At 67.9% G+C, this 21,613-nt stretch carries 22 protein-coding genes; 10 read left to right on the plus strand and 12 right to left on the minus strand.

Annotated elements, in window-relative coordinates:
• Positions 1 to 109 precede the first annotated feature (109 nt).
• Positions 110 to 910 (minus strand): 3-oxoadipate enol-lactonase, encoded by an 801-nt coding sequence (gene pcaD, locus AB0I66_RS35215; RefSeq protein ID WP_363212096.1) that lies wholly within the window; start codon positions 908 to 910, stop codon positions 110 to 112.
• Positions 911 to 1,010: 100 nt separating this feature from the next.
• Between pcaD and AB0I66_RS35220 the strand changes: the two genes are divergently transcribed.
• Together AB0I66_RS35220 and AB0I66_RS35225 are read left to right on the plus strand one after the other, a co-directional pair.
• Complete coding sequence (locus tag AB0I66_RS35220; RefSeq protein ID WP_363212097.1) at positions 1,011 to 1,937, plus strand: LysR family transcriptional regulator; 927 nt, start codon at positions 1,011 to 1,013, stop codon at positions 1,935 to 1,937.
• A gap of 85 nt (positions 1,938 to 2,022) precedes the next feature.
• Entirely contained in the window at positions 2,023 to 2,763 is a 741-nt protein-coding gene (locus tag AB0I66_RS35225) for a class I SAM-dependent methyltransferase (RefSeq protein WP_363212098.1), read from the plus strand.
• A 6-nt stretch (positions 2,764 to 2,769) separates the two neighbouring features.
• Here the strand turns inward: AB0I66_RS35225 and AB0I66_RS35230 are convergent, their stop codons facing one another.
• Genes AB0I66_RS35230 through AB0I66_RS35245 form a run of 4 tightly spaced genes read right to left on the minus strand, consistent with a single transcriptional unit; the run spans position 2,770 to position 5,430 of the window.
• Complete coding sequence (locus AB0I66_RS35230) at positions 2,770 to 2,940, minus strand: SDR family oxidoreductase (protein WP_363212369.1); 171 nt, start codon at positions 2,938 to 2,940, stop codon at positions 2,770 to 2,772.
• Positions 2,937 to 3,524 (minus strand): SDR family NAD(P)-dependent oxidoreductase, encoded by a 588-nt coding sequence (locus AB0I66_RS35235; RefSeq protein ID WP_363212099.1) that lies wholly within the window; start codon positions 3,522 to 3,524, stop codon positions 2,937 to 2,939. The genes AB0I66_RS35230 and AB0I66_RS35235 overlap by 4 nt, the downstream gene beginning before the upstream one ends.
• The gene (locus AB0I66_RS35240) at positions 3,521 to 4,513 is read right to left on the minus strand and encodes an alpha/beta fold hydrolase (RefSeq protein WP_363212100.1); all 993 of its coding nucleotides are present in this window, start codon (positions 4,511 to 4,513) and stop codon (positions 3,521 to 3,523) included. The genes AB0I66_RS35235 and AB0I66_RS35240 overlap by 4 nt, the downstream gene beginning before the upstream one ends.
• Positions 4,510 to 5,430, minus strand: a complete 921-nt coding sequence (locus AB0I66_RS35245) for a zinc-binding dehydrogenase (RefSeq protein WP_363212101.1) — start codon at positions 5,428 to 5,430, stop codon at positions 4,510 to 4,512. The genes AB0I66_RS35240 and AB0I66_RS35245 overlap by 4 nt, the downstream gene beginning before the upstream one ends.
• Positions 5,431 to 5,519: 89 nt before the next feature.
• Here AB0I66_RS35245 and AB0I66_RS35250 point away from each other — a divergent pair, with 89 nt between their 5' ends.
• Entirely contained in the window at positions 5,520 to 6,461 is a 942-nt protein-coding gene (locus AB0I66_RS35250) for a LysR family transcriptional regulator (protein WP_363212102.1), read from the plus strand.
• A gap of 140 nt (positions 6,462 to 6,601) precedes the next feature.
• Positions 6,602 to 7,147, plus strand: coding sequence for a hypothetical protein (locus AB0I66_RS35255; protein ID WP_363212103.1), 546 nt, complete (start codon positions 6,602 to 6,604; stop codon positions 7,145 to 7,147).
• Between the two features lie 71 nt (positions 7,148 to 7,218).
• Here the strand turns inward: AB0I66_RS35255 and AB0I66_RS35260 are convergent, their stop codons facing one another.
• The gene (locus AB0I66_RS35260; RefSeq protein ID WP_363212104.1) at positions 7,219 to 8,367 is read right to left on the minus strand and encodes a serine hydrolase domain-containing protein; all 1,149 of its coding nucleotides are present in this window, start codon (positions 8,365 to 8,367) and stop codon (positions 7,219 to 7,221) included.
• A gap of 143 nt (positions 8,368 to 8,510) precedes the next feature.
• On the opposite strand from AB0I66_RS35260, the gene AB0I66_RS35265 reads away from it, so the two are divergent.
• Positions 8,511 to 9,020: a hypothetical protein gene (locus AB0I66_RS35265; RefSeq protein ID WP_363212105.1), complete on the plus strand. Its 510-nt coding sequence runs from the start codon at positions 8,511 to 8,513 to the stop codon at positions 9,018 to 9,020.
• A gap of 252 nt (positions 9,021 to 9,272) precedes the next feature.
• Entirely contained in the window at positions 9,273 to 11,801 is a 2,529-nt protein-coding gene (locus AB0I66_RS35270; protein ID WP_363212107.1) for a S8 family serine peptidase, read from the plus strand.
• A 288-nt stretch (positions 11,802 to 12,089) separates the two neighbouring features.
• Here AB0I66_RS35270 and AB0I66_RS35275 read toward each other — a convergent pair whose 3' ends face one another.
• Positions 12,090 to 12,272, minus strand: a complete 183-nt coding sequence (locus AB0I66_RS35275) for a hypothetical protein (protein WP_363212108.1) — start codon at positions 12,270 to 12,272, stop codon at positions 12,090 to 12,092.
• Positions 12,273 to 13,794: 1,522 nt separating this feature from the next.
• Here AB0I66_RS35275 and AB0I66_RS35280 point away from each other — a divergent pair.
• Positions 13,795 to 14,325: a hypothetical protein gene (locus tag AB0I66_RS35280; protein WP_363212109.1), complete on the plus strand. Its 531-nt coding sequence runs from the start codon at positions 13,795 to 13,797 to the stop codon at positions 14,323 to 14,325.
• 544 nt (positions 14,326 to 14,869) lie between these two features.
• Here the strand turns inward: AB0I66_RS35280 and AB0I66_RS35285 are convergent.
• Both AB0I66_RS35285 and AB0I66_RS35290 read right to left on the minus strand, forming a co-directional pair.
• A complete protein-coding gene (locus AB0I66_RS35285) occupies positions 14,870 to 15,571 on the minus strand; it encodes a 2-phosphosulfolactate phosphatase (protein ID WP_363212110.1) in 702 nt (233 codons plus the stop codon).
• Between the two features lie 472 nt (positions 15,572 to 16,043).
• On the minus strand, positions 16,044 to 16,856 hold the full coding sequence (locus AB0I66_RS35290; protein WP_363212111.1) for a phosphotransferase: 813 nt from the start codon (positions 16,854 to 16,856) through the stop codon (positions 16,044 to 16,046).
• Positions 16,857 to 17,034: 178 nt separating this feature from the next.
• Here AB0I66_RS35290 and AB0I66_RS35295 point away from each other — a divergent pair, with 178 nt between their 5' ends.
• Positions 17,035 to 17,250, plus strand: coding sequence for a hypothetical protein (locus AB0I66_RS35295; RefSeq protein ID WP_363212112.1), 216 nt, complete (start codon positions 17,035 to 17,037; stop codon positions 17,248 to 17,250).
• A 414-nt stretch (positions 17,251 to 17,664) separates the two neighbouring features.
• On the opposite strand, the gene AB0I66_RS35300 is transcribed toward AB0I66_RS35295, so the two are convergent.
• Positions 17,665 to 18,687: a cation diffusion facilitator family transporter gene (locus AB0I66_RS35300; RefSeq protein ID WP_363212113.1), complete on the minus strand. Its 1,023-nt coding sequence runs from the start codon at positions 18,685 to 18,687 to the stop codon at positions 17,665 to 17,667.
• Positions 18,688 to 19,046: 359 nt separating this feature from the next.
• On the opposite strand from AB0I66_RS35300, the gene AB0I66_RS35305 reads away from it, so the two are divergent.
• Together AB0I66_RS35305 and AB0I66_RS35310 are read left to right on the plus strand one after the other, a co-directional pair.
• Positions 19,047 to 19,535 (plus strand): DUF3592 domain-containing protein, encoded by a 489-nt coding sequence (locus AB0I66_RS35305; RefSeq protein ID WP_363212114.1) that lies wholly within the window; start codon positions 19,047 to 19,049, stop codon positions 19,533 to 19,535.
• A 146-nt stretch (positions 19,536 to 19,681) separates the two neighbouring features.
• Positions 19,682 to 20,149 (plus strand): hypothetical protein, encoded by a 468-nt coding sequence (locus tag AB0I66_RS35310; protein ID WP_363212115.1) that lies wholly within the window; start codon positions 19,682 to 19,684, stop codon positions 20,147 to 20,149.
• Between the two features lie 35 nt (positions 20,150 to 20,184).
• Here AB0I66_RS35310 and AB0I66_RS35315 read toward each other — a convergent pair whose 3' ends face one another.
• Complete coding sequence (locus tag AB0I66_RS35315; RefSeq protein ID WP_363212116.1) at positions 20,185 to 20,808, minus strand: hypothetical protein; 624 nt, start codon at positions 20,806 to 20,808, stop codon at positions 20,185 to 20,187.
• 186 nt (positions 20,809 to 20,994) lie between these two features.
• Positions 20,995 to 21,573 (minus strand): XRE family transcriptional regulator, encoded by a 579-nt coding sequence (locus AB0I66_RS35320; RefSeq protein WP_363212117.1) that lies wholly within the window; start codon positions 21,571 to 21,573, stop codon positions 20,995 to 20,997.
• Positions 21,574 to 21,613 lie beyond the last annotated feature (40 nt).

Raw genomic sequence — 21,613 nt, forward strand, 5'->3', positions numbered from 1 at the left:
CCGTGACCGAATCGCTCCGATGCGGGCAGACCGCCCTTACTGCGTGTGAGGATCGTGCCGCTTGGGCGCGCGGAAGCAGTTGCGCGCGTGGCGGCAGTGTTCGTCGCGGCTACGCGGTGAGGAAGGCCAGCACAGCATCCAGGAACTGCGCCTCCCCTTCGACGTTCGCCATGTGCACGGTGGGCAGAACGGTGAGCCGCGCGCCGGGGACAATCGCGGCGAGCTCCTTGCCGTGGTCGGCGGACGTGACGGTGTCGTGCTCGCCCGCGATGACCAGGGTCGGGTTCGGGATGAGGGTGGCCGTGCGGCGCAGGTCGTAGTCGCGTACCGCGGCCCAGCTCCCGGCCACACCCTCGCGGTGCGTGGCGAGCAGGGTGCGGCGGAAACCCTCGACCACCTCGTCGTCGCCTCCCAGCATGCCGGCCGGGAACCAGTTGTGCAGGAACATCTCCGCAGTGGCCTGCATGTCGGGGGCTGCCAACAGTTCGGCGATCGGTTGGTCCCATTGATTGGCCGGGCCGAGGTAGGCGGCGGTGTTGGAGAGCACCAATCGGTCGACGCGCTCCGGAACGTGGATTCCCAACCACTGCGCGACGATTCCGCCCAGAGACAGGCCCAGTACGTGCACCCGCTGCAGGCCGAGGGCGTCCAGCAGCTCCACCACGTCGCGTCCCAGCCGGTCCAGGGAATACGAGCCCTTGGGGACATCTGAGGCGCCGTGGCCGCGCGCGTCGTAGCGCAGCAGCCGGAAGTGTTCCGTCAGGGCCGATACCTGGCCATCCCACATGTGGAGGTCGGTACCGATGGAGTTCGAGAGCAGCAGCACCGGCTTGTTCTCGTCACCGTCGAAGCGATAGGCGATGCGGACGCCATCGCCGGTGGTGATAGCAGTACTTGTTTGTGACGTCATGTCAGCTCCAGTGCTCGTAGCGGCTATGCGCCCAGCCTAAGAACACCCTCTGCAAACTTCTATTACAAAGATCAGAAGAACCCTGTAGGTTTCCTGGACGATGTCGAACTTCACGCTCCACGAGTTGCAGTGCTTCAACGCCGTTGTGATCGACGGCGGCTTCCAGGCGGCCGCCGAGCGGCTGCACCGTTCGCACCCTTCCGTGTTCGCGGCAGTCGCCAAGTTGGAGCGCCAGTTGGGTCTGGACCTGCTGGATCGCTCGGGCTACCGGGTGCAACTCACCGAGGCGGGGCAAGCTTTTCACCGCAAGGTGCGCTTCCTGCTGCACGAGGCGGAGGAACTACAGACCTACGCGGCACAGTTGGCGATGGGCGAAGAGGCCGAATTGCGCGTGGTGCTCGGAGACCTGTGCCCCCTTCCACCGGTGCTGGAGAGGCTCAGCCGCTTCTTCGCGCAGTGCCCGCAGACACGACTGCGCCTGCAGTTCGAGACGGTCACCGGTCCTTGGGAGCGGCTGCTGGAGGACGAAGCCGACCTCATCGTGCATCGCGTCCCCAAGAGCGACGTGCGGATGGAGTGGATCGATCTCGGCCGCGTCGCGCTGGTGCCCGTCGTGGCGCCCGGTTTCCTGCCCTTCCCTCCGGACGCCGACATCACACCGCAGCGCATGCAGGCCTTCACCCAATGCGTGGTCCGGGACTCGGCGCGGCAACCGTTCGAGCAAGGCCACTTCCTGGTCGAAGGCGCGCCCCAAAGCTCTGTTCCTGACCACCTCATGAAGAAGGAACTGATCCTGCACGGCATGGCGTGGGGGCACGTGCCGCGATTCATGATCGAGAAGGAGTTGCGTGACGGAAGTCTGCTCTCCATCGCCGGACGGCACTTTCCCGGTGTGGTGGAGGATCTCTCGGCAGCGCGTCGGCGCGATCGCCCGCACGGACCGATCGCCGGCCAGCTCTGGGACTTCTTGGCCCGCCATGCACCGCTTCTCCGACCTACGCTCGGTCGTGTACCCAAGGCGAGTTGAGCACCGGAACGCCGGATCGAGGTGAGGGCCGGCCGGTGCCCTAAACGTGTTGACCTCTCCTGGCAGGCAGTGCTGGAGTCGGCACGTGGACAGCATCCCCGCCAACCGGCGGCTCTGGAATCAGATCAGCAGCGCCTACCAGCACGAGCACGACCCACAAATCGGCGCCACCCCCCGGCTGTGGGGCATGTATTCCATCCCCGACGCGCAGCTGCAGGCCCTGGGCGACGTCAGCGGCAAGCGCGTCCTGGAACTCGGCTGCGGCGCCGGCCAGTGGTCCAGGGCGCTGGCCGCCGAGGGCGCCACCGTGGTCGGGCTCGACCTGTCCGAAGCCCAGCTCGCCGCGGCAGCCGGAGCGATGGGGACGGCCCGCTACCCACTGGTGCAGGGCGCGGCCGAACAACTACCCTTCGCCGCCGAGAGCTTCGACCTGGTCTTCTGCGACTTCGGCGGGCTCAGCTGGGCGCCCCCGCACCTGGCCGTACCCCAGGCCGCACGCGTCTTGCGCCCAGGCGGGCGCCTGGTGTTCAACGTCGCCAGCCCCTGGTTCGAAGCGTGTTACGACGAAGCAGCCAGCCGCGTGACCACGACGATGCAAACCGACTACTTCGGGCTGCACACCATCGCCGAAGACGACGGCGCGCTGAGCTATCAGCTCACCTACGGCGACTGGGTCAGAGTCCTGCGCGGCGCGGGTCTCATCATCGACGACCTCATCGAACCGCGGCCCGAACGCGCCACACGTAACGGCTACAACGAAACCGACCCGCCCGACTGGGCACACCGCTGGCCGGCGGAACTGCTCTGGGTCACCCACAAACCATGAGTTTCGTCAGACGGGTACCGCACCGACCAGGCCACCGTCGATGACGAGATCCTGGCCGTTGATGTAGGACGCGTCGGAAGAGGCCAGGAACGCCACGGCGGCGGCAACCTCGTCCGGGCGTCCGAAGCGGCCGGAGACGATCTGCCCGGTGACCGCCTTCGCCTCCGCTTGATTCAGTGCGTCGGCGGGTACATCGGGGTGTCGATGTAGCCGGGGCTGACGGAGTTGACGCGGATGCCGCGCGGGGCGAGTGCGGCGGCGAGGGTTCGAGCCAGGTTGTGCACGGCGGCTTTGGTCGCCGAGTACAGGGTCAGGACACTGTTGCCCCGGTGGAGGGTCCAGGAGGCGTTGATGACGATCGCGCCTCCGTCCGCCAACAGCGGCAGTGCCTTTTGTACGGTGAAGAACACGCCCTTGAAGTTGACGTCGATGCCGTGGTCGAAGTCCGGTTCGGTGATGTTCTCGAAGGGCAGGAACGTGCCGGTGCCCGCGTTCGCGAAGAGGCCGTCCAGCTGGCCGTGACGCTCCCGGACGGTCGCCATCAGCGCGTCGACCGCGCCGAGGTCGGTGACATCGGCGACGATCCCCGAGGCCCGCGGGCCGAGCTCCTGGACGGCGGCGTCCACTCGTGCCCGGGTGCGGCCGGTGACGATGGTGTGGCCGCCTTCGGCGATGAGGCGGCGGGCGGTCGCGAGGCCCATGCCGCTCGTGCCTCCGGTGATGAGGACGGTCTTGTGGGTGAAGCGGTTCATGCCGGTCATGCCGATGTTCCCGTCAGGGTGTGCGTGAGGTGGTCGCTCAGGTGGGGCAGCCAGTCGGGCCGCGCGTTGCCGAGGAGATGGTCGCCGTGTGGGACGGACAGGTACGTGCCGTGCGGCGCCAATCGGGCCAGGGGCTCACCCTTCGCCACCCCAGGGATGACGTCCTGGCCGCCGTCCACGACCAGCAGCGGAGCAGTGATGCGGGGTGCCAGGGCGGCAAGGTCCACGTGGCCCACGAACTGGTGGGCGGCGGCAACTCCTCCGGTGCGCCGGGCCATGATGTCCCGTACCGGCGGGGGCAGTTCCGCCCAGTCGAGGCGGAAGGGACCGCTGACGGTGGCGACGGCCGCCACGCGCGGCTCCAGTGCTGCGGCCCGGGCCGCGAAGTATCCGCCCAGACTCAAGCCGACGAGGCCGATGCGTGCGACGCCGAGGGCGTCGATGACCCGGCCCATGACCCGCTCGTAGTCCGGTATGAACGTCGTGGTGGCGGCGAGCACGCCCTGTCCGGGGCCGTCCATCGCGAACACCGCAAGCCCCCTGTCCAGCAGCGCGGACACCAGATCGAGGAACTCCTCCTTGGCTGAGTCCAGACCGGGAACGACAACCACGGTCCCCGGCGCGGCGACGGGGCCACGCAGCCATCCGTCGAATCCCTCGCCGCTCACCCGTCGCGCACCAGGATCCAGCACGGTGAGCGCCTGGCCCAAGGCGTGATCCGCCTCTACGACAGCCCGCGGTGCGTCCGCGTACGGCGCCAGGGTGGCCAGGTGGAACCACCGGGCCGCCATCAGCAGGGACTCGCCCGCCGAGCGGGGAGATCTCGCGTCGTCCGCTCGTTGCAGGTAACTGTTTGCGGTCCGCACGAAGGAGGGCCCCCAGTCGTCGAGGGAGGTGAGGTCCTCGGTGACGCGCCGGTACTCGTGCGGGTCCACGCCCGCCCCCGTGGCACGTGTCCACTGGGCGGCGGCGAAGTCGGCGGCGTTCATCGTGTTCCTCCGATCAGCAGGACGGCCTTGCCGCGTATCCGGCGCTCTCGCAGGTCGATCAGTGTGTCGACGGTCTGCCCCCAGTCGGCGATGCGACCGATCTCCGGGTGCAGCCGGCCGTGTTCCACAAGGCGTACCAGTGCCGCGAGATCGGAGCCGTAGGGGGCGTCGGCGTAGTGGAAGTGCTGGATCGTGACGCGCTCGGGCCCGCCAAGGAGTTGGAAGAAGTCGAGGGTCACCGGGGTGCGACTGGCCTGGCCGAACCAGACGAGCGTGCCGCCCGGGCGTACCTTGGCCAGGGCCAGTGGCAGAGTCGGCCCGCCGGTGGACTCCAGCACGACATCGAACGGTCCGTGGGCTGCGGCGACCTCGTGCGCCACCTGCGCGCCCAGCTCCACGAGCCGCTCGCCCCGCGCGGGCGTGGCGGTCACTGCGGTCAGCTCGGCTCCTGCGCCGACGGCCAGTTCGGTGACGTAGTGGCCGACGCCTCCCGAGGCGCCGGTCAGCAGCACCCGTCGGCCGGCCAGGGAGCCGGCCGTACGCAGCAGCCGCAGGGCGGTGATCCCGGCCAGGGGCAGGGCCGCCGCCTGTGCGCTGTCGATGCTGTCCGGGAGTACCGCGAGCGAGTGCGTGGGCACGGCGACGTACTCGGCCCAGCCGCCCTGCGCCGGGTGCCCGACCACGCGGGTGCCGATGCCGGGGCCGGAGCCGTCAGCCGCCGCCTGTACGACGAGCCCTGCGATGTCCTTGCCGGGCAGCGCCCCCGGCCGGGGTTCCTCGAGAAGGAAGGTCTCGCCCCGGTTCAGGGCGAACGCCTCGACTTTGATCAGTGCCTCCATGGGCCCCGGCACGGGTTGGGGGGCCTCGGCGAAAGCGACCGGGCGCGCCGCTTCTCCGGTGGGAATCAGTCTTTGCATGCAGAGGATGCAACCTTCGGGGCAGCCCCGCGATCCAACAACGAACAGGCAACGGCGACAACTTCTGGTTGTCGCCTATGGTGGGAGCCATGGATCTCGACGTGGCGCAGGTACGAGCCTTCGTGCGCACCGCCGAGGAACTGCACTTCGGGCGGGCGGCCGGGACGCTCGCCCTCTCCCAGCAGGCGCTGTCCAAGAGGATCGCGCGGCTGGAATCCCTGCTCGGCACCCAACTGTTGCAGCGCGGCGGCAACGGCGTACGCCTCACCGAGGCCGGCCGGCGTTTCCTCTCACCTGCCCGGCAGGCCCTGGCCGCCGCCGATGCCGCCGTAGCAGCGGCAGTCGGCAAGGACCGTCCCCTGCGCGTAGATGTCTGGGGTCACCTTTACGCGCCAACGCGGACGCTGGCCCACGTCGCAGGTCAGACCGGAGAGTTGACGTTAGGTCACGGCCGCGATCTGCCGTCGGTGTCGATAGCACTGCTGCACGGCGACATCGACGCGGCCTTCGGCCGCGTCCACCCCCCGCTGCCCGCCGGCCTTGCCCACCGACTTGTCCGCCTCGAACCGGTGGACGCCGTACTGAGCGCCGACCACCCGCTCGCAGCCGAACCGGCGCTGCGGCCTGACCAGCTGCGCGGCAGCGTGCTGTGGGCACCGGGCACCTTGGACCGGCTCGACTTCCTCCACCGGTTCGCCGACCGATTCGAGATCCACGACACGGCCACGAGCGTCAATCTCGGGCTCGCCCACTTCCTCGCCGAGGTTGCAAGGGAGCCGCGTCGCTTCTCCCTGCTGCCCGCCGACGTGCCACTGCCGGAGGTCCCCGGACTGCGCACCGTCCCTCTGATCGACCCAACGCCGTTGTACGCCTGGTCACTGCTGTGGCGGACCGGCGACGGGCACCCGGGGCTGGACAGCCTCATCGCCGCCTGCGCGGCAGAAGCCGGGCGAAGTCGATGGCTGGAGTACGACCCGGCTCGAGACTGGCTGCCCGAACCGCCCACGAGCCACCCCCTGGTGCCAGGGTAAGCAGCATCGACGAGGGCCTGCGACGCCAGATGAGGTCCCGCCGGCGACTGGGCCGACTTCACCGCCGCCGTCGCCGTCAGCAATCGCACTCGAAAGGCCCCGTATTCGTGACCTTCCACAGCCATCTCCACACGCAAGCCATGCAAGTGATCACATCGATCACGGCCGCCGAGGCGACCGACATCTACGCCATCTCGTTCCTTGTCGGCAACGAGGACGACGACCCACGACACCCCGTCCTGACCATCGGAAACAACACCGAAGCACAGTTCCGGCGCAGCAGCGCGGATGCCTCCGACAGGTCAGAAGCTCGCTGGAACTACGCCTTCTGGCTCCAGAACGAGCTGGCTGTGATCGGTGACCGCACCCGGGACCCCGGTGGAGCGGCAGCACGCCGCCGGTGGATCAGCGAACTCGGCCTCTGGTACGACGAACCCGCTGACTCCGCGGACTGGGCGGCAACCGTCGGACCGCTCGCCGCGCAGATCGAGGCCCACTTCAACCAGGCATGCGTCCAGCTCGCTCAGCACCTCCACGACAGTGGTGTCCTCGAGGGCGCGATCGGAAGGCGCATACCGGTGATCGTTCACGAGCTGGAATACCACGAGGCAATCGCCCGCCGAACAGAAGCCGCCAACCCGCCCGGACTCGCTGATGCCTTCACGACATGGGTTCGGGCAGGTTGAGGCAGACGGCCGCGCAGGCGCGGTGCGGGTGCGGACCGATGCCAACCAGCCCGCGCCGACGGCCCCTGTCGTCAGGTGCGGCGTCGCAGCCGCTCAGCGATGCCATGCGTCAGCTTCATCTGATCGTCCTCTAGGTTCCATTTCCCCTTCTGGTAGGCCTGATTGCTTACCCAGAACACCATGATCCCGTCGCGGCGGAACCTGGCGACGGTCGCCAGTGACCAGTCGTTGCCCCCGTCGTGCCAGGCGACCCGGTCGTCGTCGGAGTCAACTACGACCCAGCCATAGCCGTAGGCACCGTCCAGTTCCGGCACCCGCACCTGCGGGGCGAACAGCTTCCGCTTCGCGGTCTCGGACAGGACGCCGTCGCCGAGGAGGGCACGGTGCCAGCGGAACATGTCCCGGGGCGTGGAGAGCATTCCGCCGTTGCCGCGCAGATTCCAGGACGGGCCGTCGGGGGCCCAGGGGTGGTCCATCGGCCGTCCTTGCGCGCGCCCGTGCTGGTCATACTCGACGGCGACTTGCTCGCGCCTCCATGCGGGCAGGACGTAGCCGGTACGGGTCATTCCGGCGGGCCTGAGCAGGCTCTCGGCCAAGTAGCGTTCGTAGCTGAGGCCCGAGGCCTTCTCGACGATCGCGGCGAGCAGGCTATAGCCGACATTCGAATAGCGGAACTCCTTGCCGGGAGCCGACCGCAGCCGGGCCTTGAGCACCCCGTCCAGCATGTCCGCGCGTGACAGGGGCGCGTAGTCGTCGCCGAGTGAGTCGGGCAGACCCGCCGTGTGTGTGAGGAGCTGGTGCAGGGTGATGGCCCGCTTGTCCTTGGGCACGGAGCCGAGATGGGCGCCGATCCGGTCGCTCACCCGGAGCTTGCCGCTCATCTCCAGCTTCAGGATCGCGGCGGCGGTGAACTGCTTCGTGATCGACATGACGTCGTACACGGTGTCGCAGGTCGCGGGGGTCTTCGCCGCGCGGTCGGCGAGTCCGCGGCCCGCGCAATGCTGGAGCGTGCCTCCGCGGGCGGCGGCCACGGTGATGCTCACCCCCTGCGGAAGCACGCGGTCGAGGTAACGGTCGATGTCCGGATCCGCCGGGTCACGGCTCGTCGGGGTCTCCCCCGCCTTCCTGCCACCGGAGCCTGTTCCGGCCACGGTGTGCGCATCCGAGCACCCGACGAGTGCGAGCACGAGCAACAGCACGAGGGAACCGAGGCGGCCCACGTATGCCTCCAAGACAACGACGACGGATGTGAGACCAAGGCTGATCGCCGCGTGCGAGCTCGTTCAACGGATGAGCTGTTCGAGCTTGTGCGAGTCTGCCTATGCACAGGTCAGCGACACACATCGGAACCGGAGGGACCCGCATGACGCCACCGCCCGTGCCACCCCGCACCGCCGAAACGTCGGCGTTCATGGCGGAGTTGCGCCGCCTGAAGGCCTGGTCGGGGCTCAGCTACCGGGAGTTGGAGCGCGCGGCTGCCGCGGCCGGTGAGGTGTTGCCGTATTCGACGGCGGCGACCATGCTGCGCCGGGAGAGCCTGCCCCGTGAGGCCGTCCTGGTCGCCTTCGTCGTTGCCTGCGGCCTCGACGCCGACGACACCCGGCGATGGGTAGCCGCCCGCCGGGAACTCGCGATGGGCGCACCGCCATCTGCCACACCCGCCATGCCCGTCGCACCCGCCGTGCCCGTCGCACCCGTAATGCCCGCGGCACCTGTCGCAACGCCTTCCGTACGGCGGCGCCGCCCGCGCCTGCGAGTTGCGGTCGTAGGCGTGGCGACAGCTGTCGCAGTCCTCCTCGGCGCGGGCACGGCGGCCATCGGCTCCACGACCGTGCAGGAAGAGCACGTGGAGGTGAGTACCCAGCAGCCCTGAGAGATCCACTTCCAAGGTGCACGCGGGCTGCGAAGGACCGGATCTTTGGTGGATGCACTCTCAGTCTTGATCGTCGCTCAGGCGCTGGGCGCGACACAGCGGGCATCCATCAGCCCTCGCCCCACTCTTGTCACCTTGCTGTCTCGTTCGTGTTCGGCATTCGATGATTCTCCGTCCCGGCCTCTTTTGGGCCGCCCCGAGCAGGAGCAGCATGAGCGCATCTGACGGCTCATCCTTGGGGGAGGATGTCCAATGAGCGTATTCCCAGACAGCTTGCCCAACAGCTCGGGCACGACCATGGTCCGGGATCCGGACAGGGTTCTCGTCTCGTTCGCTCCGCCCGCCGCGCTCACCGCGACGGACCCCGGAGCGGTGGTGGACGCCTTGCTGCGCGGCGCGGAACTGGAACGAGAAAGCGGCGGTCAGGCCACGGCGGCCACGGGAGCCATGAACCAGCCGGTGGTCAACGAAACCGAGCAGCGCATCTGGGCGCACTCGACCACCGGAGACGCAGTGCCACAAGCGCAGATCGCCCTGCTCGCCACGGCGACAGAGGTCGAGTGGGTCGCCCCGGTCTACCGGCTCGACGGCGTACAGGGGCTGGAAGGGCTGGTGGCCGCACTGCCCAACGTCCTGGTGATCGCATCACGCGACGAGCAGGCCGATGTCGCCCTGGCCGAGCAGCTGCGCCGACGCGGCTGGGAGCTGTCCACCGAGCTCTCCGCGCATCTGGACGGGCTGCAGTACTGGCAGACTCAGCACCCGGACCGTTCGAACGCCTACGAGATGCGCGAAGAGCTGCAAGCGCAGGGCGCCACCGCACCCCTGGTCTCCGACGTGCACTTCGAGGTCATGCCGATGGCCGTGCCGCTCTCGCTGGTCCCCAACGATCCGCTCTTTCCGAGCCAGTGGGGCATGACCAGGATTTCGGCGGGCGGCCCTGGGGTCACCGGGTGGGACCTGGAGACCGGTTCTGCGTCGGTGCTGGTGTGCGTACTGGACAGCGGCGTCGACCAGACCCATCCCGACCTGCTGCCGCTGGCCGGTCCCGGTGTGGAGCTCGCAAGGATGACCGCGCCCGGTAGCCCGCACGGCAGCGCCGATGTCCGCGGCCACGGCACCTGCTGTGCAGGAATCGTCGCCGCCCGCATCAACAGCGGAAGTGGTGTGGCCGGCGTGGCCGGCGGCTGCCGCGTCCTGCCCGCGGCCTTCGTCAACTGGACCGACGTCGAAGTCGTACGCGGCATCAACTGGGCCGTGGACAACGGCGCCCAGGTCATCAGCATGAGCTTCGGGGTATACGCTCCGGGCGACGGCAGGGGCCCCACAGGATGGAACTTCGCCCTCATCGATCCGGCCTTGGAGAGGGCGTTCGCAGCTGGTGTGATCCTGTGTGCCGCGACCGGGAACGAGGACTACGGCCGGATCAACCGCTATCCCGCCCGGCACCCCCGAGTCATCGCGTGCGGCGCCTCCGATCAGGCCGATGAGCGCAAGAACCCGCGCAGCCCGGACGGCGAGACCTGGTGGGGATCGAATTACGGCCCTGGCGTCTCGGTGGTCGCCCCCGGTGTCCGGATCCCCAGCACCGACATCCAAGGCGGCGACGGATACAACGGCACCGGGGACTACTTCGCCACCTTCAACGGAACCTCCTCGGCCACGCCGCACGTCGCCGGCCTTGCCGCATTGGTCCGCAGCATTCGTCCCGACCTGTCGGCGGACGATGTACGCGAGGTCATCGAACGCAGCACCGACAAGGTCGGCAGTACTCCCTATGCTGCGGCCGCCGGCTTCCCGAACGGCACCCGCAACCAGCAGATGGGCTACGGGCGGATCAACGTCCTGCGGACACTCGAGGCCCTGAAGAGCGTCCACGTCTGTGCCATCAACGCCGAGGGTCGCCTTTGGCACACCATCCGCCGTGGGGACCGGTCGTGGTTCGGGTTCGGTGACATCGAGGGGCAGGCCGGTGACATCGGAAGCACCACCGAGACCGCCTGCGCCGGCGTCGGACCCACCCTGCACGTCTGTGCGGTGAACGCGGCCGGCCGCTTGTGGCACACGATTCGGTTCGCTGATGGCTCCTGGCAAAACCCCTTCGGCGACATCGAAGGACAGACGGGCGACATCGGGAGCGTCGTCAAGGTGGCATGTGCGGGAGTGGGAGATGAACTGCACGTCTGCGCGGTCAACGCCGACGGCCGGCTGTGGCACACCATCCGTCGTGCCGATGGATCCTGGTTCCCGTTCGGGGACGTCGAGGGCCAGGCCGGTGACATCGGCGAAGCGACCGACATTGCGCTGGCCGCAGGCGCCAACGGCCAAGTCCATCTCTGCGTCGTCAACGCCGAGGGCCGCTTGTGGCACACGATCCGGTTCGCCGATGGCTCCTGGCAAAACCCCTTCGGCGACATCGAAGCGCAGACCGGCGACGTCGGGGGCGTCAAACGCGTCGCAGCCGCCGGGTCGGGCGCCGAGCTCCACGTCTGCGCGGTCAATGCCGCCGGCCGGCTGTGGCACACCATCCGTCGCGCCAATGGATCCTGGTTCCCGTTCGGTGACATCGAGGGCCAGACCGGGGAGATGGGTGACCTCGCCCAGGTCGGCGCGGCTGCCGCGGGTGCCGAGCTCCATGTCTGTGCGGTCAACGCTGCGGGACGGCTGTGGCACACCATTCGATTCGGCGACGGCTCCTGGCAGAACCCGTTCGGCGACATCGAGGGCGTCGCCGGCGAGAAGGGCGATCTCACGATTGTGACCGTCGCCCGGCCATGGTGAAGCACTGATTTCCATGCGGTGGCGGCCACGGGCGGCCACGGGCTGCCGCGGGCCGAGACGATCCGGAGCTCGGCCCGCGGCATCCCACATGTGACGTCCACAAGTGCACGCTTCAATGAGGGTCCGCTTGACGAGCGCCCAACGCCGCCTCCCCGGCCGTGCCTCCCGCCTCCTCCTCGGCCGGCGTTTCTTGCGCGGGCCGCCCCTGTTGCGCATCTGCTCGGGCTCTCAACATGTCCGCCTTGGCGTGGATGAGCGAGGCGACCGCCTTGATGACCGCAGCCATGCTCAGGCCGATGACCGGGCCCAGGCAGGGTGGCTGACCTCGGCCACCGCCAATCCGGCCACCACCAATCCGGCCACCAGCCGCCCGGGGAAGCGGATGCGCGAGCCGAACGTGTCCTCGGCGAAAGCGGCGTAGTCCTGCGCCTCCACCGGGCGGGCTCCGGTGTTCTCGACGTGGACGAACACCAGGGGCGGCGTTTGCCACCCACCGTCCGCAGGCTGTGCATGCCAATGCCCTGCCCCCATCTCCACCAGCACGTCCCTTCGCCGATGGGTCCGCTGTCCAGCTCGCGGCCGTCTTCGGGCGAATCCGAGATGACGTCGTGCGTCGCCATCCACAAACGATCAGCCATGACTCGTCCACCAGGCCGCCCCGGCTCCGGCGGCCGTGGCGAGCAGCGAGAGGAGCCACACAGGCACGCGTTGCACGGTTAAATGCAGCCCACCGCAACGGAGTTCGACTGCAGGAGGTTCGGTGGGGCGGTCCGCTCTGCGACTCATGTTGGCGTCCTCTTTCTGGGCTTCGCCGTGCTTGGTCTCATGGCCACTGGCTCCTGTCGCGCGCCGTTGCCTGACGTAGGCCATAGGCGCTGGGCGATACGACGCGGTATCTCCGGTCGCACCGCCGTTACGCAGCGATGAGAAGTGGTCCGGTGGATATCAGCCGCCCCTGCTGTAGGGCGAGTTCGAGCTGCTGGGATCAGTCCGAGATGGCCTGGGCGCGGAGGTGTCTCAAGTTCGGGCCGGGGCTTCCCTGCCTCTGGCGTATCGCGCTGATCGCGGGTCCAGGCTATACGCCTGGACCCCCTCCCCGTCGCGGTCTGTATGTGTACAAAACGCGGCCGTGAACATTGACAGTCTGGACAGTGCGGCACTCCCAAGTGCAGAAATCCGGCTCCCTGCCTCCTGCGTCGGAGAGGAAGAAGGAAGATGCCGGGGGCAGACGGTGTGCAGGTACTAGCGCTGGAGGTTGAGCGTCGGCGTGGCACAGATCTGCCACGGCTCGGTCAGCCATGACCGCTGCCGACCGCGTCCCTGGCCAACCAAAAGCCTGAGACGCATCACCCCAGCCCACATGACCGCCATGCTCACAAGAAGGCGCCGCGACAGCCCCTCCAAGCAACGTCCCCAGTCTCTCCGCCCTCGCCTGCTGCCTCCTCACGCTGACCGTTCGGGCCGCCACGACCGCAGATAGCCCGCAACTCTGGGCGGGTCGGGGCGGTGATGTCGCGGGGTGGGGTGGTGTGGCCGGGGTCGGCCTGTGGCCGTTTCCCACCGACCGGTCTCGACCGCACCACAAACCCGGGCCGGTTCTCTCCGGCGAAGCGCCGGTGACACCCCGTCACCGGGCCGGTTCTCTCCGGCGAAGCGCCGGTGACACCCCGTCCGCGTCTCCCTACAGTGGTGCCGACACCGGACACGGGGGGCAGCGATGGCGCAACCGGGTACCAGACGTCCAAGTCCGCCACTCCCAGGGCCACGGCCCCGCCAGGCCCCCGCGCCGATTCTCCGGGTCATCCCCCGTGAGCGGCGCGGTCTTTGGTGGTGGCTGAGCTGGCTGGTGCCGGTGATCACCGCGCACCGCCTGTGCTCACCGACCCGCCCCGACCGGGTCAGGGACCGCGCGATGGGCAGGGCGCAGATCGGGCGTGGTGCACTGGGCCTATCCCTGACCGTCGCGACCTGGTTGATCCTTGGCCTTGTGCCCGTGCGTGAAATCCCCGGCCGGTTCTGGGAAAGTTTCGCCTACACCGTCGGCGCCATGTTGCTGATCTTCAATCTCTGCGGCATGACGATCGCGTTGGCGCCCAAGGGCCGCAAGTGGGCCGCGGCCAAGCTGTGGCGCGGCCCGCTCCTGGCCTACGTCCTCACCTGCACATCCTGGATGGTCGTCATGCAAACCAGGCTCTCCGACTGGCCGCCCGCCTCACCCCTGTCCGCCGCCTGCGGCCTGTGGCTGGGACTCTTCGGCCTGTACGGCATGGTGCTCCTCGTCCTCAACGGAGGTCGCAGCGCCGATGTCCACGACTGCCTGCCCGTCTTGCTGCCGACAGCCTTCATGCTCTGCCTGACCCTGCCCACCCTGGGAGACCCGATGTACGACCAGGTCTCCATGCCGGTGCGCCTCATCCTTGGCCTCACCGGCCCGGTGACGCTGGTCCTCCTGGCTTACTGGCAACTGCGACGCCTGCGCATACGGCACGGCGTGCGCCTGGCCGACCTGTCACAACGGCCCTGACCCATCAGACGACCGCTTGATGCTGGATTTCGCATTCGTAGTACGTCCACGGGCACGGCCAGGCGTCGTGAAGGCAAACGGAGGGGGGTTCCCCGGTCGGCGCGGGCGCGGAAAGCTTCACGTGAGGCGGCGACCTCGTGCGCCTGTCGTCCTTTCACGCCAACTCAGCGCCTCCTACGGGCCTTTGTCACCAGCAGTACGGCTATCGGTCCGACCACGAGCCCGATGACGGCACCGACCAGAGCAATAGTGAGAGCGCTCATCCTCAAGCCTCCGCTTGCGTGTTCTCGGGGCCAAGCCAGCTTTGAAGCTGAATAGGCATGACGGGTCGATGGCGACCTTCTACTGCACGCAGCCCGGGTGACGCCGCCGGGGCTGCAGGCGTACGCGGTCACCTTCGTATCAGTCCCGTCGGCGCGCGCGACGATGGCGCCGAGGAGGACGTCAGTGAGGTGACAGCGCGCCTGATTCTCCTGCGCGCCGGGGTGGCCACCGTGATCACCCCAGTCACCGCTTGATGGCGGGAGTTGGACCCCACCAGGGATCAGCTCGAAGTCTCGTCGGCCGGCGAAGGCATGGCGCGTGGGCGGAGGACCATGAGTGAGTTTTCCACCTTCGCCACCATGGCAAAGGAGAACCGGTCCAGCTCAAGACAGAGTGCGACGTGGTCAGGATGGACTCCCTGGCGCACGCCCTCCGTCAACTCGACCGCGGCGCGCGACTCTCCGGCACGGCGGACGAACTCAGCAGCATCCGTCCCGGACTCGGTGACCCTGCGAGCGATGTATTGAGCGCACGCCAGATCCTCATCGGCCCGTCCGTCCTCGCCAGTGACCACGAACGTGACACTGTCGCTCTTGTGTGTCCGCAAGAGCCGAGCCGTCGCCTCCGCCACCACGAAGCTGGCGCACAGCACCAGTGACGCCTCCTTCACCGCCAGGGCCCCGGCTGTCCCTGCCGTGGTCTTCTGCACAACGGTCCGTCCGCCAAGGTCCATTGACCGCAGCAGCCCCGGCGAGTTGACGGTGTCGAAACCGGGCGCGGGCGGACCGTCCTTGAGCGCCACCCAATCCTGGTGGCGGGCCTTGAGCGCCAGGGCTTCGTCCAGTGACTCAGCAAGAACGATCTTCTCCGCCCCCTGGGCAAAAGCCCAGGCGGCCACGGTGAAAGCACGCATGACGTCGACCACGACCGCCACGGACGGGACTTCGACCAACTCAGGGATGCCAAGGAAACGAGGGTTCATTCCCGTGATGATCGCGCATGCCCGACCCTGGCGCCGAATGTTTCGACGACCGCCACATCGGCGGAGCCTAGGCCGTCGGTGAGGTAGCGACGCGCTTCCCTCCCCGTCGAGAAGCATCCCGTGCGGTTTGTCCCGATTTAGCGCCCACGATGGGACCCGGCTGACCGCAATCCTGGATCCTGGAAATTGCCCAGGCACCGCCCGCCGGGGTCCCGCCCCCGACGACTACGCTCGCTGCCGGACTGGGCCGGGCCGGGCTGGTCAGCCGGTGAAAGTCCCGCATGGATGGACCGGCCTCTCAGGGAGCGGAGGTGTGGATCATCGACCGCGGTGTCACCCACGTCTTGCAGGCCAGTGGCCTGCAGCTCCGTCAGCAACACACCGCGGCATCGCCTACGGCAACGTGATGCCGTGGGCCGCCTAGCCACCTGGCCCACCGAAGCATGCATGCGTCGGCGGGAGACACATTCCTTCAGGCAAGCAGGTTCATCAGACGGTCAGCCTGCCGCTCCGCCGTGCCGGCGGGGTTCCTTGTGTTGTCGAAGTTCAGGAGGAACAGCCAGACCAAGGCGAGGAGTCGGCGGCAGTGCTCAAGCCGTGCGGTTTCAGATGCGGACAGGTCGAAGTGACTCAAGAACAACGGGACATCGAGCGGGTGCTCCACCCAGCTCCCCACGTGCTCGGTGATCTCCGCAAGCTCGAATGCGCGGTCGCTGCGACCCGAATCCTCAAAGTCGACCACCCGGACGCTGGAGCCATCCCAGAGGTAGTTGGCAAGGTTGCCGTCTCCCGGACCGAATACCGGTGGAACACCCACAGTTGGGTTCGCATCCAGGCCCGAGTGGGCGAGCCAGTCCAGCCCGCAGTCCATGGCCCGTGCCACCGGGCCATCCAAAACCGCGGGACGGGCAGTGGCTGCCCAGCCCTTGAGGTGAGCGATGAGATCGCTTTGCTGTCCGGGCCTGATCGGCACCTCACGAAGCGTGTCGGCGGGCACTGCGGCATACATCCTGCGTGCTGCCTCAGCCAGTGCCCTGACCTGCTCGTCTCTCAAAACGAACCCCCGTAAGGGCACACCGGCAAGACGAGACATCACCACGGTTGACCCGGTCTTGGTGATGTCGGCCTCCCCGGGCTCAGGGGCCAGCCCTGGTGCATGAACGGACAAGAGTCGCAGGGCACGCCATTCACGCTCGGCGCACCCGCCGTCCCCTCCGGGGAACCGTTTGACCACGTGGTCAGCAGTCAACTCCACCGCGTGCGTACTCCATGCACCAGAACTCATAGGAGGGGATCATGCCAGGCACGTCACATCCGCGAGCCATGGTCGAGACACCGTCCTACCGTGCCGGGGCTCGTGGTCAGCTACTGGGCTGCCGTCCCCGCCCCCGGGCGCAGGGGGGATGGGGTAAGCGTTACGGTCCTCCCCAAGGAGTCCGTCGGTTCGGTAAAAGGTGGGGAGAATGGTGGGGGCACGCATCGCAGCCGTAACGTTGGCCGTGTGGGGTGGGCTGATCGTCCTGCTGCTCGCGCCTTCGTTGCTGCCGGTGGCGTGGCACTACTACATCTACTCCCCCGCAAGTGTGGGCTTGTGGATGCTATCGATGCTCATTTCGCCCTTCATGGCCTGCACCATCAGGTGGCAATGGATCAAGAAGGGCCGCGCTCGACGGATCTGATCCCGACAACTCACGTCGGACGGCAACCTGCATGGCCGGTGAGAGGGCGCCGCGGCTGCGGCTGGCAGCGACACGAGGTGCGGTGCGAGCCCGCAGCCCTTCCGCAGGTACATGGAGCCGCTGACGGGCCCAGGCGGTGCGCCATGCAGACGTCAACATTCCGGCATGCGCGGCGCGTTGGGCCAGAGGAATCGAACGTCCCGTCCCGGTGATGTATGCGCCACTGGCCTCGGCGAAACAACTCTGTGGCCCGGGCCCCATCGTGCCCGGGCCAGCCTTCCGTGGACGCGGCAGTCCGGCTGCGGAGGAACAAGCAATAGCAAACGCCTCCGGCAGCTGCCGGACTGACTGTGCTGCCGCGGTCAACCGCCACGGTCAACGGAGAAGCTTGTCCGTGGCGGCGGGCAACGTCTTCTACCGCGCCGTGAGGTCCTGGTCGACCTCGGCGCCCGGCACGGGTGGCGCTTCGGTGACGTCGAGGAAGACCTGGTCGGCCTGCGGCCAGCATTCGACCACGCCGGCCTTGATGCGCTCCATGACGAGTTCCACCACCTCGCTGTCCCGGCCGGGCGCGAGGTCGATGCGGGCGGCGACGAGCGTCGAGTCCATGCCGAGCCGCATCGTGAGCAGGCTGGCGACACGGTCGATCTCGGGCTGCTCGGCGAGGAAGTGCGCTATTTCCTCGCGCAGTTCGGGGTCGACGGCCTCGCCGATGAGCTGCTCCCTGGCCTCCTTGCCCAGGCGGTAGGCCACCGCGACGAGCAGCAGGCCGATCGCTATGGAGGCAGCCGCCTCGTAGACGACCTCGCCGGTCGCCATGTGCAGTCCCATGCCGATCATCGCGAGGGTCACGCCGAGCACGGCGGTACCGTCCTCGGCAATGACGGTGCGCAAGGCCGGGTCGGAGCCGATGCCGCCCTCCTGCCTCCGCACCTGCCACAGCGCACGGACCAGGGAAGCACCCTCGGCGAAGAAGGCGACTCCGAGCACGACCAGACCGATGATGTAGCCGGTCGTGGTCTCGGAGCTTTCAGAGCGCAGCGCCTCGATGCCCTGGAAGACGGAGAAGCATCCACCGGTGACGAAGATGCCCACGGCGGCGAGCAGGGACCAGAAGAAGCGTTCCTTGCCGTAACCGAAGGGGTGTTGGGGGTCGGCCGGCTTACGGCTGCGGCGCAGCGCGGCCAGCAGAAAGACCTCGTTCATGCTGTCGGCGATCGAGTGGGCTGCCTCTGAGAGAAGCGCGGGTGAGCCCGCGAACAGTCCGCCCGCCACCTTGGCCACGGCGATGACCAGGTTCGCGGCAAGCGCCACCCACACGGTGGTTTTCGTCTCCTGGTCCTTCGACGACTTATTCTCTGCGGCCTGCTCGCTGGGCGCTTGCTCGGCCGCCGCCGGTGTGCTCGACGGTTGCTCGGTCGACGGCTTGGCGGTCATCAGGCCTCGCAGTTCTTCGGGGTCTCAAGGGGGCTTGCAGTGGACAACACGCCGTCGTGTACCCCGGGGGTGTGGCTCCAGACGTGCCGATTCGTCGTTGCGGACGTGACTGACTGCGCGGTCTGGCCGGCACAACACACTGGGCGCTCTCGGCGCCTTCGCCGGTCAGGGCCCCGCCCCGCTACTCGTTCCCGGTCGAACTGAACTGCTCCGGATCACGAGAGCGGCGTGTGGAAAGCGGCCGGGGGTGCCCGGCTCCCGCCCGGCCCCAACCGAGTCCTCGGCCCTTCAGCGCCTCACCGTCCACCGCCGCCCAGATGCCATGCCCCTGACACACTCGGATAGGGTCCCCGTGCACCGTGATCGACTGCCGCGCGGCGCGCGCATCGATCGCTTTCCACATGTACGGGGGTACATACGACATGGATTTTGTCTTCCACATACTCTTCCCGCTGTTCATCGTGCTGATGTTCTGGGCCGCCTACGCGATCGTGCGCCGAACGCGGCAACGCCGAACGGCGTGGGAGAGCGGACTCACTGCGCCGGCGCGGGTGGTGCGCGCCTGGGTCACTGTCCAGATGGTCAACAACGTGGCGCGGCGCATTCAGTGGCACGAGTACGACTTCACGACGGCGGACGGACTGGCCGTCCGCTTCAAGGAGTCAGGCGGCCCGGCCGGCCGCGAGCCGGGCGACGAGGCGCTGGTGTACTACACATGCGACGAGCCGGACAAGGCCACTGGCTGCGAACCTCAGCCAGGTAAGGACATGTTCGGGATGGTTTTTGGTCTCGGTGTGCTCGGTGTGGGGGTCATCGTCCTGACCAAGGTGATGATCCAGTACTGGTGACGGCGCCCCCGTTCGCGGGCGGAGGCCCGGGGCGTGCCATCCGGTCGTGCGAACTGCTGCGGCTTCGGGCTCGTGAGTGAGTGGTGTCCACAGCCACGGTTTGGGCATTGTTCCCAGAAGGCCGAAGGCCATACCAGGGGGGCGCCGTGGCAGATCATTCGTTTCCGCCAGATCACTCAGATCTGGATGGGCCTGAAGAACGGAAGTTGCAGTACATCACTGCCCTGGCTGAGATGGCTGGTGAAGACGCGAAGCACGTGAACATGTACGTGACGGTGTCGCTCACGGCCATCCTGGTGACGCTGACACAGCTCCCGTTCTCACGGCTCATAGGGCTTCCTCTGGCCCTTCGGACCGTTTTGGTCCTGGGCGTTGGCATAGCTCTCATCGGGTCGGCGCTCTTCTTCCGGTACGTGCAGGCCATACACCGGGCCCGCATGGCACTGGTTCGATGCCTGGCCTCTGCCAATGCCAGGCACGCCCGCGAGTTATGGGCGGGCAGCGGGGGCGTTTGGAAACACCACAGCCGCGAGTACATCTGGGGACTGCGGTTGAGTGTCGCCGGGCACGCCCTCGTGGCCTTCGTCATCGCCTACCTGCTACTGGATGGCTGAGCGACGCCCCGCCGCAGGACCCGCGCAGGCACGGGTTACTTCACGTTCCACTTCAGAGGCTCGTTGTAGTACCCCTGGGAGTAGGTGACCTTGTCCACCTTGTCCCCTTCGGGGATGAGGTAGGGGTCGCAGACAGTGCGCTTCTCGCCCTTCTTCCACACGTCTTCGGTCCCGAGTTCTTTGACACCGTTGAGAAGGTTGCAGTCCTTGGGCGTGCTGCTGAGCGCACCGATGAGGATGAACTTCGTGCCCGGGCCCGACGCGGTCTCGACATTGACATTGCTCATCACCGACGGCGGCTTTCTGAGCGCGTCGCCTCCGACGTGGCGGGCGTTGACGTAGACCCACACGACCTTCTTGCCCGCGTACTTGTCGGGCTCATCGAGCTCGTCAAGATCCTTCGGCTTGCCCTCAACGACCTTCGTCGGCGTGAACACGAACTTGGCGGTCTTCTTGTAGCTGGAAATCTCCTGCTCCGGGCTCGGCTGACCGATCCGCAGCTTCTTAGGAGCCTCGGATCCTTTGCCGGCGGCGTCTTTCGACGACTCGGCCTCGGAGGGGTAGCAGGCACTGACGGCGCACACCGTGATCGCACCGACGGCTATCAGCGCAAACCGCCGCCCGAGACGGGCGGCGTGCTGACTGTGTGGGGTAGACATGGACGACACCTTATGTCGATCATTCCACTCTGCTGGAACAGCCCAGCTGCTTCGCCACGCTCGGTAGACGTACAGCACCCGCCAACGTCCCCTGCACGTCTACCGGTTCAGTGCATCACGGCTCAGTCGTGGGCGGACCTATCCCGTCGGGTGGCTGTGTCCCGTACGCCGTCCCGGAATCGGTCGTCACCGCCTCGCTGTATGGAAGTGGATGCGCTCGCCCTGCTTGCCGAACAGGCTCAGCGCTTCGACGCTGCCGCGCCCGGCGGCACCGAACCAGTGCGGAATGCGGCAGTCGAACTCGGCGGCCTCCCCTGCCCCGACGATGAAGTCGCGCTCGCCCAGCTGAACGCGCAGCCGTCCGCGGAGCACGTAGAGCCATTCGTGGCCCGCATGGGTGCGCAGATGGGGCTCCGTGTCGTGGGCCGGGATCGTCAACTTGTACGCACGCGGTTCCGCCTGCTGCCGGGACAGCGGGACCAGTACGCGGCCGTTCTTCCTGGAAGGCTGCTGCTGTACGCGCGGGTCGAGGATCCGCGGCGCGGCGACGATCTCGTCCAAGGGGATGCCCAGCGCCGCGGTGACCGGCAGGAGAAGCTCCAGGCTCGGCTTGCGCTGCGCGGATTCCAGGCGGGACAACGTGCTGGTCGAAATGCCGGTGGCGCGGGCGAGTTCGGCCAGGCTCAGGTCCTTCTTCTCGCGCGCGCGCCGCAGCCGGGGGGCGATCTGCTCGATGACCGCATCGACACTCGGTTGATCGTCCATGAGCAGCAGGCAACCATTCCGTCCCGGAAACGGCAACGCC

The sequence above is a fragment of the Streptomyces sp. NPDC050439 genome (genome assembly GCF_040655335.1).
GTDB lineage: Bacteria > Actinomycetota > Actinomycetes > Streptomycetales > Streptomycetaceae > Streptomyces.

Bases quoted from the DNA above. Each gene is read 5' to 3' on its own strand.
- pcaD (WP_363212096.1), bottom strand. From the start codon at position 910: ATGACGTCACAAACAAGTACTGCTATCACCACCGGCGATGGCGTCCGC.
- AB0I66_RS35220 (WP_363212097.1), top strand. From the start codon at position 1,011: ATGTCGAACTTCACGCTCCACGAGTTGCAGTGCTTCAACGCCGTTGTG.
- AB0I66_RS35235 (WP_363212099.1), bottom strand. From the start codon at position 3,524: ATGACCGGCATGAACCGCTTCACCCACAAGACCGTCCTCATCACCGGA.
- AB0I66_RS35240 (WP_363212100.1), bottom strand. From the start codon at position 4,513: ATGAACGCCGCCGACTTCGCCGCCGCCCAGTGGACACGTGCCACGGGG.
- AB0I66_RS35245 (WP_363212101.1), bottom strand. From the start codon at position 5,430: ATGCAAAGACTGATTCCCACCGGAGAAGCGGCGCGCCCGGTCGCTTTC.
- AB0I66_RS35250 (WP_363212102.1), top strand. From the start codon at position 5,520: ATGGATCTCGACGTGGCGCAGGTACGAGCCTTCGTGCGCACCGCCGAG.
- AB0I66_RS35255 (WP_363212103.1), top strand. From the start codon at position 6,602: ATGCAAGTGATCACATCGATCACGGCCGCCGAGGCGACCGACATCTAC.
- AB0I66_RS35265 (WP_363212105.1), top strand. From the start codon at position 8,511: ATGACGCCACCGCCCGTGCCACCCCGCACCGCCGAAACGTCGGCGTTC.
- AB0I66_RS35270 (WP_363212107.1), top strand. From the start codon at position 9,273: ATGAGCGTATTCCCAGACAGCTTGCCCAACAGCTCGGGCACGACCATG.
- AB0I66_RS35285 (WP_363212110.1), bottom strand. From the start codon at position 15,571: ATGAACCCTCGTTTCCTTGGCATCCCTGAGTTGGTCGAAGTCCCGTCC.
- AB0I66_RS35290 (WP_363212111.1), bottom strand. From the start codon at position 16,856: ATGAGTTCTGGTGCATGGAGTACGCACGCGGTGGAGTTGACTGCTGAC.
- AB0I66_RS35295 (WP_363212112.1), top strand. From the start codon at position 17,035: ATGGTGGGGGCACGCATCGCAGCCGTAACGTTGGCCGTGTGGGGTGGG.
- AB0I66_RS35300 (WP_363212113.1), bottom strand. From the start codon at position 18,687: ATGACCGCCAAGCCGTCGACCGAGCAACCGTCGAGCACACCGGCGGCG.
- AB0I66_RS35315 (WP_363212116.1), bottom strand. From the start codon at position 20,808: ATGTCTACCCCACACAGTCAGCACGCCGCCCGTCTCGGGCGGCGGTTT.
- AB0I66_RS35320 (WP_363212117.1), bottom strand. From the start codon at position 21,573: ATGGACGATCAACCGAGTGTCGATGCGGTCATCGAGCAGATCGCCCCC.